The following is a 15,308-nucleotide window of genomic DNA, read 5'->3' as shown; positions in this document are numbered from 1 at the left end:
TCGCCGGCGGGTGATCGCTAAGGTGGCCGCGTGACGTTCTTCTACCTGCGTTAGCGACCCGCCGGCGGGTCGCGGACGACCCACCGCCGGCGATGCGGGACGGCCTGCCGCCGTCCCGGGTCGCGACGTGGGAGAAGACAGGTGCGAGATTCGCAACCTGCGGAGGGACGCCGGGCGCGTTCTTCCGCGCACACTCTTGCCGTGGCACGGTCGGTTCGTGGCATCGAACCGCTGGTCGCCGCGGAGATCCGGAATTCACGGCTGGGCCGGGTGAGCGGGCTGCGCCATCGTGAGGTGTGGTTCGAGCCCTCGGGCTCCTGGGCCGGGCTGACAGGGCTGCGGACGGCCGACGACGTGCTGCTGGTGGCGGCCGTCGTGGACGGTGTCGGGCCCGCCCGCGCGGCCCTGCGCCGCCTGGCCGCCGCCGCCCGTACGATCACGTACCCCGGCGTCCCCGCGCAGCCGGGGATCGAGGTTTCCGCGTCGTTCGTGGGGCGGCGCAACTACACGCGGTTCGAGATCGAGGACGCCGTCGGGGCGGAGCTGGCGCGGCGGCTGGGGTCGCCGTACCACTCGCGCTCGGGCGGCGCGGCGCCGCCCGGCGGGTGCGTCGCGTGGCGGGTCACGATCGAGGGCGACCGGGCGGTGATCGCGGTACGGATCGCGGGCCGGCCGCTGCACCGCAGGCCTTACAAGACGGCCTCGATCCGGGGCACCCTGCACCCGCCGCTGGCCGCCGCCATGGCCGGTCTGGCCCGGCTCGCCGGGGCGCGCACGGTCCTGGACCCGTGCTGCGGCGCGGGCACCACCCTCATCGAGGCCGCCGCGCTCGCGCCGCAGGCCGTCCTCCTGGGCCTCGACCACGACCAGGCCGCCATCGCCGCCGCCCGCGAGAACGCCCGCCACGCCGAGGACGGCGCGGACGGCGCACTCCTCGCGGACGGTGCGAGGGTGGCGGGGAGTGCGGAGGTCTTCGGCCGCACGGCTGACCTCCCCGGCCTGGCCGGCGCGAACTGCACGGGCAGGGGCACGAGGTTCCGGTGGGGGGTGGCTGACGCCGGGCGGGTGCCGGTGGCCGGGGGCAGTGTCGATCGGGTGCTGGTGAATCCGCCGTGGGGGCGTCAGGTGCCGCCCGCCGGGGAGCTCGCCCGGGAGCCGGACCGGCTGTGGCGGGAGATCCGCCGCGTGCTGGCCCGCGACGGGCTGGTGGTGGCGTTGTCGTACGACGAAGGCGGGGATCCGCCGGGGTTCGAGACCGTGGAGCGGGTGGAGGTCAGCCTGTCGGGGCGGCATCCCGTACTGGCAGTGCTGCGGCTCAGGGAACGGCGGCGAGCCAGTCGAGGACGAGCCGGTTGACCACGTCCGGCCGCTCCAGGTGCAGGAAGTGGCCCGCGCCGGGCACCAGCTCGGCGCGGGAGCCCGGCGGCAGGTGCGGCAGTGCCTGCTTGACCACGTCGGGCGTGAGGCAGCCGTCGCGGTCGCCGTGCAGGTAGAGGATGGGCGTCGACTCCGCCCTGCCCGGATCCGGGTAGCGCCCGGAGGGCGGGGTGGTGCCCATCATGGCCCGGTAGTAGCCGATGGCCGCCGCCAGGTTGGCCGGCTCCCCGATGCTGCGGCGCACGAAGGCGAGGTCGTCGGAGGCGTCGTAGCCAGGCGACCAGTCCTGCCAGAGCCGGTCCAGGAACCCCGGGGTCGCGGCGGCCGACTCGGCCAGCGGCGTCTGGAAGAGGAACACGTAGAACGACCGCTTGAGCTGGTCGTAGTCCATCAGCCCGGCGAGCAGCGCGGCGGGCGGCGGGACCGCCATGGTCACGGCCGCCCGGAACCGGTCGGCGACCGCGTAGGCGGGGAACGCCCCCCAGTCGTGCCCGACGAGCACCGCGCGCTCGTCGCCGCCGAGCTCCTCGTGCAGGGCGAGCACGTCGGCGGCGAGCGCGGCGCCCTCGTAGGCGGCGTCGGCGGGGATCTCGGTCGGCGCGTAGCCGCGGGTGAAGGGCGCGACCGCGCGGTAGCCGCGCCCGGCGAGCTCGGGCAGCAGGTGACGCCAGGTGTGCGCGGTGTCGGGGAAGCCGTGCAGGCACAGCGCCAGCGGCCCGTCCCCCACGGTCAGATACGAGAACTCCACCCCGTTGGCGTGGACGGTTCTGATCTCCATGACTGCGCAACCTAACATTCCGGACGCCCGCGCGGGGGCGTCCGGGGCCGATCAGCTTTCGGCGATCAGGTCGGCCGCCTTCTCACCGATCATCACCGCCGGGGCGTGGGTGTGGCCCCGGTTGAGCGTCGGCATGACGGAGGCGTCCGCCACCCGCAGCCCCGCCACGCCGCGCACGCGCAGCGACGGGTCCACGACCGACGCCTCGTCCACGCCCATCCGGCAGGTGCCGACGGGGTGGTAGAGAGTCTCGCCGCGTTCCCTGATCCACTGGGCGATCTCCTCATCGCTCTCCGGCATGGTGTACGGGGGCATCGGCCCGCCCGCGTACGGCTTCATCGCGTTGGTGGCGAACACCTGCTTGGCCGTCTTGAGCCCGGCCGTCAGCCGTTCGACGTCGACGCCGGCGCTCAGGTAGGCGGGGTCGACCACCACCTCGCGGCCGTTCAGGCCGATCCTGCCCCGGCTCTCGGGCTGCAGCAGCACGACGCCGACGGTCAGCCCGTGGCCGGTGGGCGGGGTGAGGCCGTGGTCCTTGAACGGCACCGGGGCGTAGACCAGCTCGATGTCGGGGGCCGGCTCCTCCGGGGAGGTCCTGATGAAGGCGACCGCCTCACCCACGTTCGAGGTGAGCATGCCGGAGCGGAACACCAGGTAGCGCAGCAGGTTGGCGACGGACTCCGCCCTGGTGAGCGTGACGGGCTTGGTGCAGGAGACGAAGGCGCCGGTGGACAGGTGGTCCTGGAGGTTCTTGCCGACCTCGGGGAGGTCGCGCACGACCGGCACGCCGGCGTCGCGCAGTTCGTCGCCGGCCCCGACGCCGGAGCGCATGAGCAGGTAGGGGGAGCCGATGGCGCCCGCCGACAGGATGACCTCGCGCCTGGCCCTGATCTGGGCGCCGCCGCTGTGCTCGATGCCGGTGGCGCGCCCGTCCTCGATCGTGATCCGGTCCACGGGGGCCTCGGTGATCACGGTGAGGTTCGGCCGGGGCAGCGCGGGGCGCAGGTACGCGTCCGCGGCGCTCCAGCGGCGGCCCCGGTCCTGGGTGACGGGGGTGGGGCTGTAGCCCTCGTTGGACGGGCCGTTGAGCTCGTCCAGGCGGCGTAACCCGAGCTCCTCGCAGGCTTTGAGGAACGCGGCGGTGGTGACGTTGGGGCTGCGCAGCTCGGAGATGAGCAGCGGGCCGGTGGTCCCGTAGACGCCGCCGTGGTTGCTGCCGACGCGGCGCTCGGCCCGGTGGAAGTACGGCAGCACGTCCTCGTACCCCCAGCCGGGGATCCGCCACTGGTCGTAGTCCAGGGCGCAGCCGCGCACCCACATCTGGGCGTTGAGCGAGGAGGAGCCGCCGAGGACCCGCCCGCGCGGCCAGTAGAGCTCGCGCCCGGCCATCTCGCCCTGCTTCGCGGTGGTGAAGTCCCAGTCGTACGGGGTCTTGAAGAGTTTGGGGAACCCGAGGGGCATGCGGATCTCGAGCTTGTCGTCCTGGCCGCCGGCCTCGACGAGCGCCACGGACACCGCGGGGTCGGCCGAGAGCCTCGCCGCCAGCACGCACCCCGCCGAACCGGCTCCGACGATCACGTAGTCGTACTCCATGGACCCCTCCCAGGGGCGAGTAACTTGTTACTTGCTTACTCCAGCGGCGGCATCGCGTCCATACGCATCTGTAACCTGAGTTACCTACCGGTTGGTATGCCCCCGCTGCGAAGATGTGGCCGAAGGCCCAACAAGGAGGGAAGGCGTCATGCTCAACCTGTCGATCGTCCTGGAAGACAGTGCCAGGAACACTCCGGAGAACACGGCCGTCGTCTTCGGCGACATGCGGCTGCCGTACTCCATGATCGACACCGTGGCCAACCAGGTCGCGAACCTGCTGGTCTCGCGGGGCATCGGCAAGGGCGACAAGGTCGCGATCGCCTGTCCCAACCTGCCGTACTTCCCGTTCGTCTACTTCGGCATCCTCAAGGCCGGGGCGACCGTGGTGCCGCTCAATGTGCTGCTGCAGTCCAGGGAGATCAGCTATCACCTGGACGACAGCGACGCCAAGGCGCTGTTCTGCTTCGAGGGCACGCCCGAGCTGCCGCTGGGCGAGCGCGGCCGGGCGGGGTTCGAGGGGGCCGAGGGCTGCGACCACTTCTTCGTGCTGCCGGCCACGCCGCTGGCGACCGAGTCGGAGTACGGGGAGTCGGTCTGGGCGGCGCTGAACGGCATGTCCGGCGAGTTCGAGACCGTGCAGACCTCGGCCGACGACACCGCCGTCATCCTCTACACCTCGGGCACCACCGGCCAGCCCAAGGGCGCCGAGCTGAGCCACCAGAACATGCTGATGAACGTCATGGTCAACGACAAGATGTTCCCGCGCTCGGAGAACGGCGACACCTACATGGGCGTGCTGCCGCTGTTCCACTCCTTCGGGCAGACGGTGGTCATGAACACCGGGTTCATGCGCGGCGCCAAGCTGGTGCTCATGCCGCGCTTCGAGCCGGGCGAGGCGCTGGAGCTGATGCGCCGCGAGGAGGCGACGTTCTTCGCGGGCGTGCCGACCATGTACTGGGCCATGCTCACCAAGATCCACGCCGAGGGCGCGGAGCCCCCGGCCACGCTGCAGGTCGCGGTGGCGGGCGGCTCCGCCTCCCCCGTCGAGGTGCTCAAGGACTTCGAGCAGACCTTCGGCATCGGCATCCTGGAGGGCTACGGCCTGTCCGAGACCGCCCCGGTGGCCAGCTTCAACCAGCCGGGCCGCCCGGCCAAGCCCGGCACGATCGGCACCCCGATCTGGGGCGTGGAGATGAAGCTGATCGACAACGACTGGAAGACGGTCGAGGGCGAGGGCCCCGGCGAGATCGCGATCCGCGGCCACAACATCATGAAGGGCTACTACGGCCGGCCCGAGGCGAGCGCCGAGGTGATGCGCGACGGCTGGTTCCGCACCGGCGACATCGCCACCCGCGACGCCGACGGCTACTACTCGATCATCGACAGGGCCAAGGACATGATCATCCGCGGCGGGTTCAACGTCTACCCGCGCGAGGTGGAAGAGATCCTCATGACGCACGAGGCGGTCTCGCTCGCGGCGGTGGTGGGCGTGCCGCACGACTCCCACGGCGAGGAGGTCAAGGCGTACGTCATCCTCGACGCGGGCGCGAGCCTCACCGAGGACGAGCTCGTCGCCTGGGCCAGGGACAACATGGCGGCCTACAAGTACCCGAGGATCGTGGAGTTCCGCGACGCGCTGCCGATGACGGCCACCGGCAAGATCCTCAAGCGCGAGCTGCGCTGAGCCCCGCAGGCCCCCTTCCGGAGGGAGGGGGCCCAGGACCGAAACGCTTTCCCCCGCGTCCGCGATCTGTTCGTGTACGGCTCACGAACATCGGAGGATCGCATGGAAGCTGGCACGCTCGCCGTTCCCGGCGCCGAGCTGTACTACGAGCTGCGCGGGTCCGGCCCGGTCCTGCTGCTGGTGAACGGCGGCGAGGGGGACGCGGGCGCGTTCGCGCCGCTGGCCGCACTGCTCGCCGACCACTACACCGTGATCACCTACGATCCGCGCGGCAACTCGCGGAGCCGGCTGACCTCCCCGATCGGCGAGCAGCGCATCCCCCAGCACGCCCGCGACGCGCACCTGCTGCTGCGCGCGCTCTGCCGGGAGCCCGCCTACCTCTTCGGCACGAGCTACGGCGGCATGGTCGTGATGGACCTGCTGGCCGCCCGTCCCGAGCAGGTGCGCGCGGCGGTCGCGCACGAGCCGCTCCTCATCGAGCTGCTGCCCGACGCCGACCGCTGGCACGCCGCCTTCCAGGAGGTGTACGAGACGTACGAGCGGGAGGGCGCGCCGGCGGCGGTCCGGGCGCTGAGCGCCCTGCTCGGCGTCGCCGCGCCGCCGGAGGCGTCGGCCGGGCTGCCGCCTCCGGTCGCCGACATGCTGGCGCGGGTCCAGGCCAACATGTCCTTCTGCGTGGCGTACGAGCTGCGGTCGTTCGTCCGTTACGTGCCCGACCTGGAGGCGTTGCGGGGCGGCAAGTTCACGCTGGCCACCGGCGGCGAGACGGGGTCCACCGTCGGCCACCGCACCGCCCTCGCCCTCGCCGAGGAACTCGGGCTGGACATCGCCGGCTTCCCCGGCGGGCACGTGGGTTTCCTCACGCACCCGGCCGAGTTCGCCAAGACGTTGTACGAGGTGCTGGAGAGCTGATCAGGGCCAGTCGCGGGACGGGCGCAGCGGCATGCCGGAGCGCCCCTGGTCATCCAGCTTGACGCCGAGCACCTGGTGGAGCTGGATCTTGTTGCGCTCGAAGCCGACGATGCAGCCCGCCATGTAGAGGGCCCAGACGCGGGCGGTGCCCATGCCGACCTCCTGGACCGCGTCCTCCCAGTTGGCGTCCAGGTTGTCGCACCAGTGGCTCAGCGTCTTGGCGTAGTGCTCGCGCAGGTTCTCCTCGTGGCGGATCTCGAAGCCGTTGTCCTCCATCTGCCTGACCAGGTAGCCGACCGACTCCAGCTCGCCGTCGGGGAAGACGTAGCGGTTGATGAAGCCGCCCTTGTTGAACGTCTTCTCCTTGCCGGTGGGCCGGGTGATGCAGTGGTTGAGCAGCCGGCCGCCGGGCTTGAGCTTGCCGTTGAGGAAACCGAAGTAGGCGGGCAGGTTGTCCTTGCCGATGTGCTCGGTCAGGCCGATGGAGCTGACGGCGTCGAAGTCGCTCTCGGTGACGTCGCGGTAGTCCATGTGGCGAACCTCGGCGAGGTCCTGCAGCCCGGCCTCGGCGATGGCCTTCTGCGCGTACTCGGCCTGCTGGCGGCTGAGCGTCACGCCGAGCGCCTTGACGCCGTAGTGCTGGGCGGCGTGGATGACCATGCCGCCCCAGCCGCAGCCGACGTCGAGCAGCCGCATGCCCTCCCGGAGCCCGAGCTTGCGGGCCACCAGGTCGAACTTGGCGAACTGGGCCTCCTCCAGCGTGGCGTCCTCGGAGGGGAAGGTGGCGCAGGTGTAGGCCATGGAGGGGCCGAGCACCCACGAGTAGAACCGGTTGGACACGTCGTAGTGGTGGTGGATGGCCTCGGCGTCGCGCTGCTTGGCGTGGCGCGAGCCCAGCCTGGCCAGCGCGCTGGTGCGCACCTCCTGCGGCGGCACAGGGACGCGCATGAGCAGCGGCTTGAGCCCCAGCGAGCGGACCGCGGCGACCTTCTCGGCCGGGGTCAGGTCGTTGGTCGTGATGTTCCACATCCGGTCGAGCAGGGTGTAGAGGTCGCCGTGCACGTCGATGTGGCCGGACACGTACGCCCGGGCCAGCCCCAGCTCGCCGGGGGCCTGCGCCAGGTAGGCCACCGCGATGGGCGACTTCACCTCAAGGGTGACGTCGGCGCCGTCGGGACCCGCCTTGCTGCCGTCATACGCCATGAACGCGATGCCGGCGTCCGTACCGACGATCTTCTCGAAGATGGACGCGAGAGCCATCACATCACCTTCCCCGCACACACTTGTCGTACAGATCAAGCAGGCGGCCGCTCGGATCGTATTCCCGCTTGACCGGCCAGTAGGTGTCGCCGTTGTACAGCCGCCAGAACTCGTCGCGGCCGTAGAAGGACGTCGAGTAGAGCGACTTGTGCCCGTCGAGCTCGTGCACCGCGTTCTCGATGAGCCGGTTGTGGTGGCCGTCGAACCGCCCCCGCGGCAGCGGCACCATGCCCCAGAAACCGAAGTTCACGTACAGCTTCCCGGGCTCCAGGGGGTAGAGCGGCCAGCGGGAGCTCGCCCGCAGCGGGCACATCCAGACCGGCGTCATGCCGACCTCGCCGTGGAAGAACTCCAGGAACTCCGCGCCGCGCTCGACCGGCACCTCGACGTCCTGGATGACCGACTCCTGCACCGGCCGGCCGCGCCAGCGGTCGATGCGGGCGGTGACGCCGTGCTTGCGGTCGAGGGCCACGAGCCTGCGGTAGACGTCGGAGCGCATCCAGCGGCGCGGCATGAACGTGCGGACCATCGGCTGCTGCACGCCGAACGCGCGCGAGCACCAGAACCAGTCGGTGTCCCAGCGCCACAGGTAGTCGCGCACGGTCAGCCAGTCGCGGCCGCGCTGCCGGATCGACTGGTAGTAGATGCGCATGCCGGTGTAGTCGGAGGTGTAGGGCGCCCGGTCGGCGAAGCGGCCGACGGTGAGGTAGAGCTCCTGCGGGCCGAAGAAGACCCCGTCGACGAAGTCGACCGGCTCGCCGTCGTGCTCCATGCTCTCGCAGATCTCCTGCATGGCCAGCATGCACTTGTCGGCGTCGGTGAACCTGACGTGGGTGAGCCGCACGTACGGATGGACCTTGCGCAGCTTGATGCGCAGGCGCAGCGCGTAGCCGAGGGTGCCGTAGGAGTTGGGGAAGGCCCGGAAGAGGTCGTGGTGCTCGTTGTCGTCACGGGCGACGATGACGCGGCCGTCGCCGGTGAGGATCTCCAGCTCCTCGACCGACTCGTGGGGCAGGCCGTCGCGGAAGCTGGTCGACTCGATGCCGAGCCCGGTCACGGCCCCGCCCAGGGTGATGGTCTTGAGCTGGGGGACGACGTACGGCATCAACCCGTGGCGGAGCGTGGCGTCCACGAGGTGCTCGTAGGTGGTCATGCCCTGGACCTCGGCGGTCATCGTCTCGGGGTCGACGCTGATGACCTCGTCGAGATCCCTGGCGGAAAGCCCGGCCGTCTTGCCGGAGTCGCGGAACCTGAACAGGTTGGACGTGGCCTTGGCCAGGCGCGGCGCGGCGTCGCCGGGAATCTCGGCGTAGGAGCGCCGGATGTGCTCCACTGCCCGTCGGTGTGTCGACATCGTCGTCTTCACGCAAGCACCCCCTGGAGCCGGCAGAGATCGTCGACAGAACGTTATCTCTCCGGGACAACATGGAACAGACCGGGGGCGTTAAAGACACGAAAACTGTTCATCGTGCCAGCTACAAGCCTAAGAAGCCGGTGATTCCGAGTATTTCCGCGTAATTGGCTGACAAACGCCATTCACCACGTTGACGACTTCGCGGCCCTCCACGGCCGCGGCCAGGTTGTCCAGCGTGACGGTCATCAGGCGGCCGGTGGCCTCCTGGGTCACGCCGGCGACGTGCGGCGACAGCAGCACTCCGGGCAGCTCGCGCAGCGGGTCGCCGGGAGGCAGCGGCTCGGCGTCGAACACGTCCAGCGCCGCGCCCCCGAGATGCCCCGAACGCAGCGCCGCCACCAGCCCGTCCTGGTCCACGACCCCGCCCCTGGCGGCGTTGACCAGCACGGCGCCCCGCTTGAGCCGGCGCGGGTCGATCAGGCCGCGGGTCTCCTCCGACAGCGCGATCACCACGACCACCACGTCACTGGTCTCCAGCAGGTCCTCCAGCGCGGTGTAGCGGGGGTCCTCCCGGGGCGTGCGCGTCCAGTAGGAGACTCGGCCGCCGAACGCCCCGAACAGACGGGCGCACGCCTCCCCGATCGGCCCGTAGCCGACCACGCCCACCCGGGCGGCCCCCAGCTCCCGTGGCTGGAGCGCCTGCTGCGGCCACTCCCCCGCGCGCACGGCCGCGTCGGCCGCGGCCAGCTTGCGGGTCACCGCCAGGGCGGCGGCCACGCACCACTCGGCCACCGCGCCCGCGCTGACGCCCGCCGTGTTGGCGACCGGCACGCCGGCGGCGGCCAGCGCGGCCAGGTCGTGGCCGTCGACGCCGACCGAGGGCTGCTGCAGGAACGCCAGCCGGGGCGCGGCGGCCACGGCCGCGGCGTCCAGCGTGAGCTCGCCCGTCCAGTCGCCCAGCACGATCTCCGCCTCGGGCAGCGCGGCCAGCAGCGCCGCGCGGTCGCGCGTGGCGGGCGCGCGCACGCTCACCCGGTCGCCGAGCGGGGCCAGCAGCCGGCGGATCAGGTCCACGGGGAGCGGCGGGAGCGCCAGCAGGTTCCAGGGCGTCATGCGCCCACCGTAAAGCTCTCCATCACCTGGCGCATCAGGCCGGTGTTGCGCTGCCACTGCGCCTCGGTGAAGGTCCAGGACAGGATGTAGGCGGTCTCGCCGATCGTCACGGCCCGGCGCACCTCGTGGTACTTCATGCCGGGCGCGGCCCACGGCGTGCCGCCGCCCGCCTCGGCCACCCAGGTGAACTCCCACTCCACGGCCTTGGCGCCGTTGTGGCTGACCTTCCTGAGTCCGGCGTCGCGCAGGACGCCGGCGCCCCCGGCGGACTTGAACGCCTCCTCCTCGTCGCGCAGGAGCTGGTGCGGGTCGAGGCTGGCGTAGACGGCCTCGACGGCCAGGTGACCCATCCGGTGCGGGTGCGTCCACTCGGCGTGGTGCTCGCCGCGCGCGCCCTTCCAGCCGGCCGGCCGCTCGATCGACCAGCCGGCGGGCGAGGTCCAGGCCCGCACCACGGGCCTCGTCCTGGTCGGGGCGGGCGTCGGCGCGAGCGTGGAGCTGGCCGTCGGCGTCGGCGTGGCGGACGGCGGGGCGCTCGGCATCGGGCTGGTCGCCGCGGCCCGCTGGGCGAGCTGCGCGGTGCCCTCGGCCGGGCCGGCGGACCTGAAGTACGCGACGGCGCCCGCCGCCACGACCACGACGGCGGCCGCGGCGGCCGCCACGACGGCGCGGACGAGCCCGCGCGACACGCGGGGGCCGGGCGCGTCCGGGTCGGCGGCGGCCGGCCTGGCCTGGAGGACGGCGTCGAGCAGCTCGTCCGCCTCCTGGGCGGTCACCCGCTCGGCCGGGTCCTTGCGCAGCAGCCCCTGGAGCACCGGGTGCATGATCGGCGGGATGCGCCGGTAGTCGGGCTCCTCGTCGAGGATGGCCTTGAGCGTGTCCATGGGCTCGCCGCGTTCGAACGGCGAGCGGCCGACCAGCGTGGCGTAGAGGGTGGCGCCCAGCGACCACAGGTCGGAGGCCGGGCCCGCCTCGGTGCCGCGCACCCGCTCGGGGGCCAGGAATCCGGGCGAGCCGGTCACCATGCCGGTCTTGGTGAGCGAGGACTCGCCCTCGGCTGTGGCGATGCCGAAGTCGGTGAGCACCGCCCGGCCGTCGTCGGTGAGCAGCACGTTGCTCGGCTTCACGTCGCGGTGCAGGATGCCCTGCCCGTGCGCGGCGACGAGCGCGGACAGCACCTGGCGCCCGACGTCGGCGGCCTGCCGCACCGGCAGCGCGCCCATGGTCGCCACGACCTCCTCGACGGACGGGGCGCGCACCAGCTCCATGATGATCCAGGGCCGCCCGTCCTCCTCCACCACGTCGTACACCGCGACCACGGACGGGTGGTTGAACTGGGCGGCGGTGCGGGCCTCCCGCGCGGTGCGGACGAGCTGACGCTCCTGGTCGGCGTCGGGCAGGCCCGCGGGCAGCACCACTTCTTTGACCGCGCACTGCCGGTCGAGCAGCGTGTCGTGGCCTTCCCAGACCACGCCCATCCCACCGCGGCCAAGCGCGCGTACTAACTCGTAGCGCTTGGCGATCAGCCGGCCGCTATCCGCATCCATGTCCTACCCCTGTTGACCACCCGAATAGTGGGCAAGTTTCCCATACCTCACCTGCCTCTGAGGGGTGGTCAGGAAGGCGTCTTGCCAGAGCACACCGAATATTGTTCTACTTGGGTGACTGTTCGCCTGCCGGTCATGAGAAGGAGACGCCGATGTCGAACGCTCGTCAGGGTCCGCTGTCCGGGGTTCGGGTGCTGGAGCTGGCGGGGCTGGCACCAGGTCCTTTCGCCGGGATGATGCTCGCCGACCACGGCGCCGAGGTGCTGCGGGTCGACCGGGTGAAGGCGGTCTCCGACCGGCCGCGCACCGACGTGATGGACCGCGGCAAGCGCTCGGTCGGGCTGGATCTGAAGTCCCCCGAGGGCGTGGCCGCGTTCAAGGAACTGGCCCGGCACGCCGACGTGGTGATCGAGGTGTTCCGGCCGGGCGTGGCCGAACGGCTCGGCATCGGGCCCGACGACCTGCACGCGGTCAACGAGCGGCTGGTCTACGGCCGGATGACCGGGTGGGGCCAGGACGGCCCGCTGGCGCCCACGGCGGGGCACGACATCGACTACATCGCGGTCTCCGGCGTGCTGTCGATGCTGGGCCGCGAGGGCGGCAAGCCGACCCCGCCGATCAACATCCTGGGCGACTTCGCCGGCGGCGGCCTCATGCTCGCGTACGGGGTGCTGCTGGCGCTGTTCGAGCGGGAGCGCACCGGCCTGGGACGGGTGATCGACGCCGCCATGGTCGACGGGGCGGCGATCCTGTTCGCGATGTTCTACCAGGGCGTGAGCAGCGGCATGTGGGGGCCGCGCGGCACCAACCTGCTCGACACCGGCGCCCCCATGTACGACACGTACGAGACGGCCGACGGCGGCTACCTGGCGGTGGGATCGCTGGAGCCGCAGTTCTGGGAGGCGATGGTGTCCCTCATGGGCCTGTCGGACCTGCCGGACCGCAACGACCAGGCGCAGTGGCCGGCGCTGCGGGCGCGGCTGGCGGAGGAGTTCCGCAAGCGGACCAGGGCCGAGTGGGAGGCGGTGTTCGAGGGCTCCGACGCGTGCGTGTCGCCGGTGCTGTCGATGGACGAGGCCCCCGCGCACCCGCACAACGCGGCCCGGCGCAGCTTCGTCGAGGTCGGCGGGCTGAGCCAGCCGATGCCCGCGCCCCGGCTGCTCGGCGCGCCGGACCCCGATCTGGCCCCGGCCACCCGGCTGGACGACCTGTCCGCCTGGGGCATCCCGGCGGAGGCGGCGGAGAAGCTGCGCGCCCAGGGCGTGCTCGGCTGAGCGCGGGCCGCGCGCGAGCCGGTCGTCGAAGCGGCGTGGGCGCGGCACCGCTCCCCGGGTCGCGCTTGGTCAGGCGCGGGCCGTGCCGCGTGCCGTCTCGTACGGTGAGTAGTCCTTGAGAGTGACGGCGTCGTGCAGGCGCGCGCTCCTGCCGCCGAGCCGGCCGGCCGCCCTGATGACCGCGTCCGGGATGTGGTCGAGCACGCGGGCCGCCTGGACGAGCGCCCACAGGTCGAACCGGCCGCCGGGGACGAGCCGCTTCGCCATGCCGAGCGCCAGGTCGCGGCTGCCGCGCACGTACGCGCCGAGTTCGGCCTCGTACGCGGGGAACGCCCGCGCGGGGTCGCCGCCCGCCGCGGCGAGCTCGCCCGCCAGCACGTACGCGCCCACCACGGCCAGGCTGGTGCTGCCGCCGACGGCGGGCCCCGGGCAGTAGCCGGCGTCGCCGACGAGCGTGACGCGTCCGCGCGACCAGGTGTCCATGCGCAGCTGCGTGATGCTGTCGAAGTAGAACGCGGGCGTGGTGTCCAGCTCGGCCAGCAGCCGGGGCACCTCCCAGCCGAGGCCGGCGAAGTGCTCGCGCAGCAGCTCCTTCTGCCTGGGCACGTCCCTGTAGTGGTAGCCGAGGGGCTCGCGGGTGCGGAAGAGGAAGACGGCCCGCGCGTCCGGCAGGTGGGCCGCCGAGTACAGGCCGATGATCCGGTCGACGGCCGAGACGCCTTCCATGCGCCCTTCGAGGCCCAGGTAGTTCGGCACGGACGCCACCGCCAGGTAGGCGCCGATCCAGGTGGCGAAGCGCTCCTCGGGGCCGAACACCAGGCGGCGCACGTTGGAGTGCAGCCCGTCCGCGCCGACCACCAGGTCGAACCGGCGCGACGGCCCGCGCTCGAACGCCACCTCGCCGTCCTCGCCGATGGCCGTGATGGAGTCGTCGAAGACGTACTCGACGTCGTCGCGGCCGGCGTCGTAGAAGATCTCGCCCAGGTCGTCGCGCATGATCTCCACGTGCCGCTCCGAGAACGCGGCGATGAGCTTCCCGGTGCTCATCCGCACCGGGCGGGACCGGCCGGGTACGTGGAAGGTCAGCAGCTCGGTGCCGGTCTTCCTGGCCCTGATCCGGTCGAGCACGCCCATCTTGGCGGCGATGTCGACGGCGGGCCGGAACAGGTCGACCGCGTGGCCGCCGGTCTTGCGCAGCGCGGGGGCGCGTTCGACGACCGTGACGGTGAACCCGTAGCGGGTGAGCCAGTAGGCGAGGACGGGGCCGGCGACGCTGGCGCCGGAGATGAGGACGTGCATGGACATCCCTCCTTACTTACCGGATGGTAAAACACCGGCGACGGCCGCCACAAGGGCTTACTTAACGATAGGTAAGGATTAGGGTTGATCCATGGCCAGGCCGAGTGACACCAGGGCGCGCATCCAGGCGGTGGCGCGCGAGCTGTTCGTGCGCCAGGGCGTGCAGAACACCAGCCTGCGCCAGATCTCCGACCGGCTCGGCATCACCAAACCGGCCCTCTACTACCACTTCTCCTCACGCGACGATCTGGTGCGCAGCATCGTCCAGCCGCTCGTCGACGACATGGAGCGGTTCGTGGCCGGCCGGCAGCCCGGCGGGGATCCGCGCGAGCTGCTCGACGACTACTTCGACATGATCTGGCGGCACCGCGAGGTGATCGTCATGGTGGTGCGCGAACTGTCCGTGCTGTCCTACCTCGACCTGGGCAAGCGCATGATCGAATGGCGGCAGCGGCTCGTCGCCCTGCTGCTCGGCGACGACCTCACCACCACCCAGCGCATCCGGGCCACGATCGCGCTGGGCGGCCTCGCCGACTGCTCGGTCGAGTACGCCCACCTGCCCGTCGAGGAGGTCAAGCCGACGGCGGTCGAGGTCGCGGCCGCCGCGCTCGGTTTCTAGACCGCGACGTAGAGGTCGACGCCCCCCGGGTGGTGCACCTCCACGTCGGTGGTGAACGCCCTGGCCGGCGTGCCGCCCGACTCGGTGTGCTTCCACACCTGCTGCCAGGCCTCGACCAGCGCCTGCGGCATCGGGCCGCGCGCCTCCACCTTGATCGTTCTGGCGGCCGGCACCCGCACCGCCACCATGCCCTCAGGCAGCCGCGGCACCGTGCGCACGGCCGTGCCGACGATCTGCGTGTAGGCGCCGTGATGATCGCTCTCGTAGTCGGTGAGCACCGCGTAGAGGTTCTCCCCCACGCGGTTGGGCACGTGGGCGAAGGCCCCCGGAGCACCGGCCCGCTGCCACAGGACCGGCAGTTTCGCCCGCGCCTGGTCCATTTCGTCGGCGTTCGTGGTGCGTACTGCGAATCCGACGACGATCATCTCGTCCCGCTCGGTGACGTCCACACGCCCTCCCTCCCCCATTGAGCATCCCGGCCGATCATAAGCCCCCGAG

At 71.8% G+C, this 15,308-nt stretch carries 13 protein-coding genes; 5 read left to right on the top strand and 8 right to left on the bottom strand.

Features of this window, described 5'->3' with window-relative positions:
- Positions 1 to 201 precede the first annotated feature (201 nt).
- Entirely contained in the window at positions 202 to 1,356 is a 1,155-nt protein-coding gene (locus ABD999_RS41630) for a methyltransferase domain-containing protein (protein WP_271279372.1), read from the top strand.
- On the opposite strand, the gene ABD999_RS41625 is transcribed toward ABD999_RS41630, so the two are convergent.
- Complete coding sequence (locus tag ABD999_RS41625) at positions 1,316 to 2,155, bottom strand: alpha/beta fold hydrolase (protein WP_219550675.1); 840 nt, start codon at positions 2,153 to 2,155, stop codon at positions 1,316 to 1,318. The genes ABD999_RS41630 and ABD999_RS41625 overlap by 41 nt on opposite strands.
- 51 nt (positions 2,156 to 2,206) lie before the next feature.
- Positions 2,207 to 3,748 carry a GMC family oxidoreductase gene (locus ABD999_RS41620; RefSeq protein WP_271279373.1) on the bottom strand — a complete coding sequence of 514 codons (1,542 nt, stop codon included), beginning with the start codon at positions 3,746 to 3,748 and terminating at the stop codon, positions 2,207 to 2,209.
- Between the two features lie 148 nt (positions 3,749 to 3,896).
- Here ABD999_RS41620 and ABD999_RS41615 point away from each other — a divergent pair, with 148 nt between their 5' ends.
- Both ABD999_RS41615 and ABD999_RS41610 read left to right on the top strand, forming a co-directional pair.
- Positions 3,897 to 5,432, top strand: a complete 1,536-nt coding sequence (locus ABD999_RS41615) for a long-chain-fatty-acid--CoA ligase (RefSeq protein WP_271279374.1) — start codon at positions 3,897 to 3,899, stop codon at positions 5,430 to 5,432.
- A 102-nt stretch (positions 5,433 to 5,534) separates the two neighbouring features.
- Complete coding sequence (locus tag ABD999_RS41610; RefSeq protein WP_148030122.1) at positions 5,535 to 6,344, top strand: alpha/beta fold hydrolase; 810 nt, start codon at positions 5,535 to 5,537, stop codon at positions 6,342 to 6,344.
- On the opposite strand, the gene ABD999_RS41605 is transcribed toward ABD999_RS41610, so the two are convergent.
- The 4 genes from ABD999_RS41605 to ABD999_RS41590 form a co-directional block, all read right to left on the bottom strand.
- Positions 6,345 to 7,604: an SAM-dependent methyltransferase gene (locus tag ABD999_RS41605; RefSeq protein WP_271279375.1), complete on the bottom strand. Its 1,260-nt coding sequence runs from the start codon at positions 7,602 to 7,604 to the stop codon at positions 6,345 to 6,347.
- Positions 7,605 to 7,608: 4 nt separating this feature from the next.
- A complete protein-coding gene (locus tag ABD999_RS41600; protein WP_271279376.1) occupies positions 7,609 to 8,958 on the bottom strand; it encodes an FAD-binding oxidoreductase in 1,350 nt (449 codons plus the stop codon).
- 129 nt (positions 8,959 to 9,087) lie between these two features.
- Positions 9,088 to 10,071 (bottom strand): NAD(P)-dependent oxidoreductase, encoded by a 984-nt coding sequence (locus ABD999_RS41595; protein WP_345483203.1) that lies wholly within the window; start codon positions 10,069 to 10,071, stop codon positions 9,088 to 9,090.
- Positions 10,068 to 11,618 carry a serine/threonine-protein kinase gene (locus tag ABD999_RS41590; protein WP_345483202.1) on the bottom strand — a complete coding sequence of 517 codons (1,551 nt, stop codon included), beginning with the start codon at positions 11,616 to 11,618 and terminating at the stop codon, positions 10,068 to 10,070. The genes ABD999_RS41595 and ABD999_RS41590 overlap by 4 nt, the downstream gene beginning before the upstream one ends.
- Before the next feature lie 152 nt (positions 11,619 to 11,770).
- Between ABD999_RS41590 and ABD999_RS41585 the strand changes: the two genes are divergently transcribed.
- The gene (locus ABD999_RS41585) at positions 11,771 to 12,892 is read left to right on the top strand and encodes a CaiB/BaiF CoA transferase family protein (protein ID WP_271279198.1); all 1,122 of its coding nucleotides are present in this window, start codon (positions 11,771 to 11,773) and stop codon (positions 12,890 to 12,892) included.
- Between the two features lie 69 nt (positions 12,893 to 12,961).
- Here the strand turns inward: ABD999_RS41585 and ABD999_RS41580 are convergent, their stop codons facing one another.
- Positions 12,962 to 14,191: an FAD-dependent monooxygenase gene (locus ABD999_RS41580; protein WP_271279197.1), complete on the bottom strand. Its 1,230-nt coding sequence runs from the start codon at positions 14,189 to 14,191 to the stop codon at positions 12,962 to 12,964.
- Between the two features lie 91 nt (positions 14,192 to 14,282).
- Here ABD999_RS41580 and ABD999_RS41575 point away from each other — a divergent pair, with 91 nt between their 5' ends.
- Positions 14,283 to 14,810 carry a TetR/AcrR family transcriptional regulator gene (locus ABD999_RS41575; RefSeq protein ID WP_148030115.1) on the top strand — a complete coding sequence of 176 codons (528 nt, stop codon included), beginning with the start codon at positions 14,283 to 14,285 and terminating at the stop codon, positions 14,808 to 14,810.
- Here the strand turns inward: ABD999_RS41575 and ABD999_RS41570 are convergent.
- Positions 14,807 to 15,259: a GyrI-like domain-containing protein gene (locus ABD999_RS41570; RefSeq protein WP_148030114.1), complete on the bottom strand. Its 453-nt coding sequence runs from the start codon at positions 15,257 to 15,259 to the stop codon at positions 14,807 to 14,809. The genes ABD999_RS41575 and ABD999_RS41570 overlap by 4 nt on opposite strands.
- Positions 15,260 to 15,308 lie beyond the last annotated feature (49 nt).

Source organism: Nonomuraea ferruginea, assembly GCF_039540635.1.
GTDB classification, from domain to species: Bacteria; Actinomycetota; Actinomycetes; order Streptosporangiales; family Streptosporangiaceae; genus Nonomuraea; species Nonomuraea ferruginea.
The sequence above is the reverse complement of the archived record's forward strand: the minus strand, read 5'-3'. Positions and strand labels throughout refer to the sequence as shown.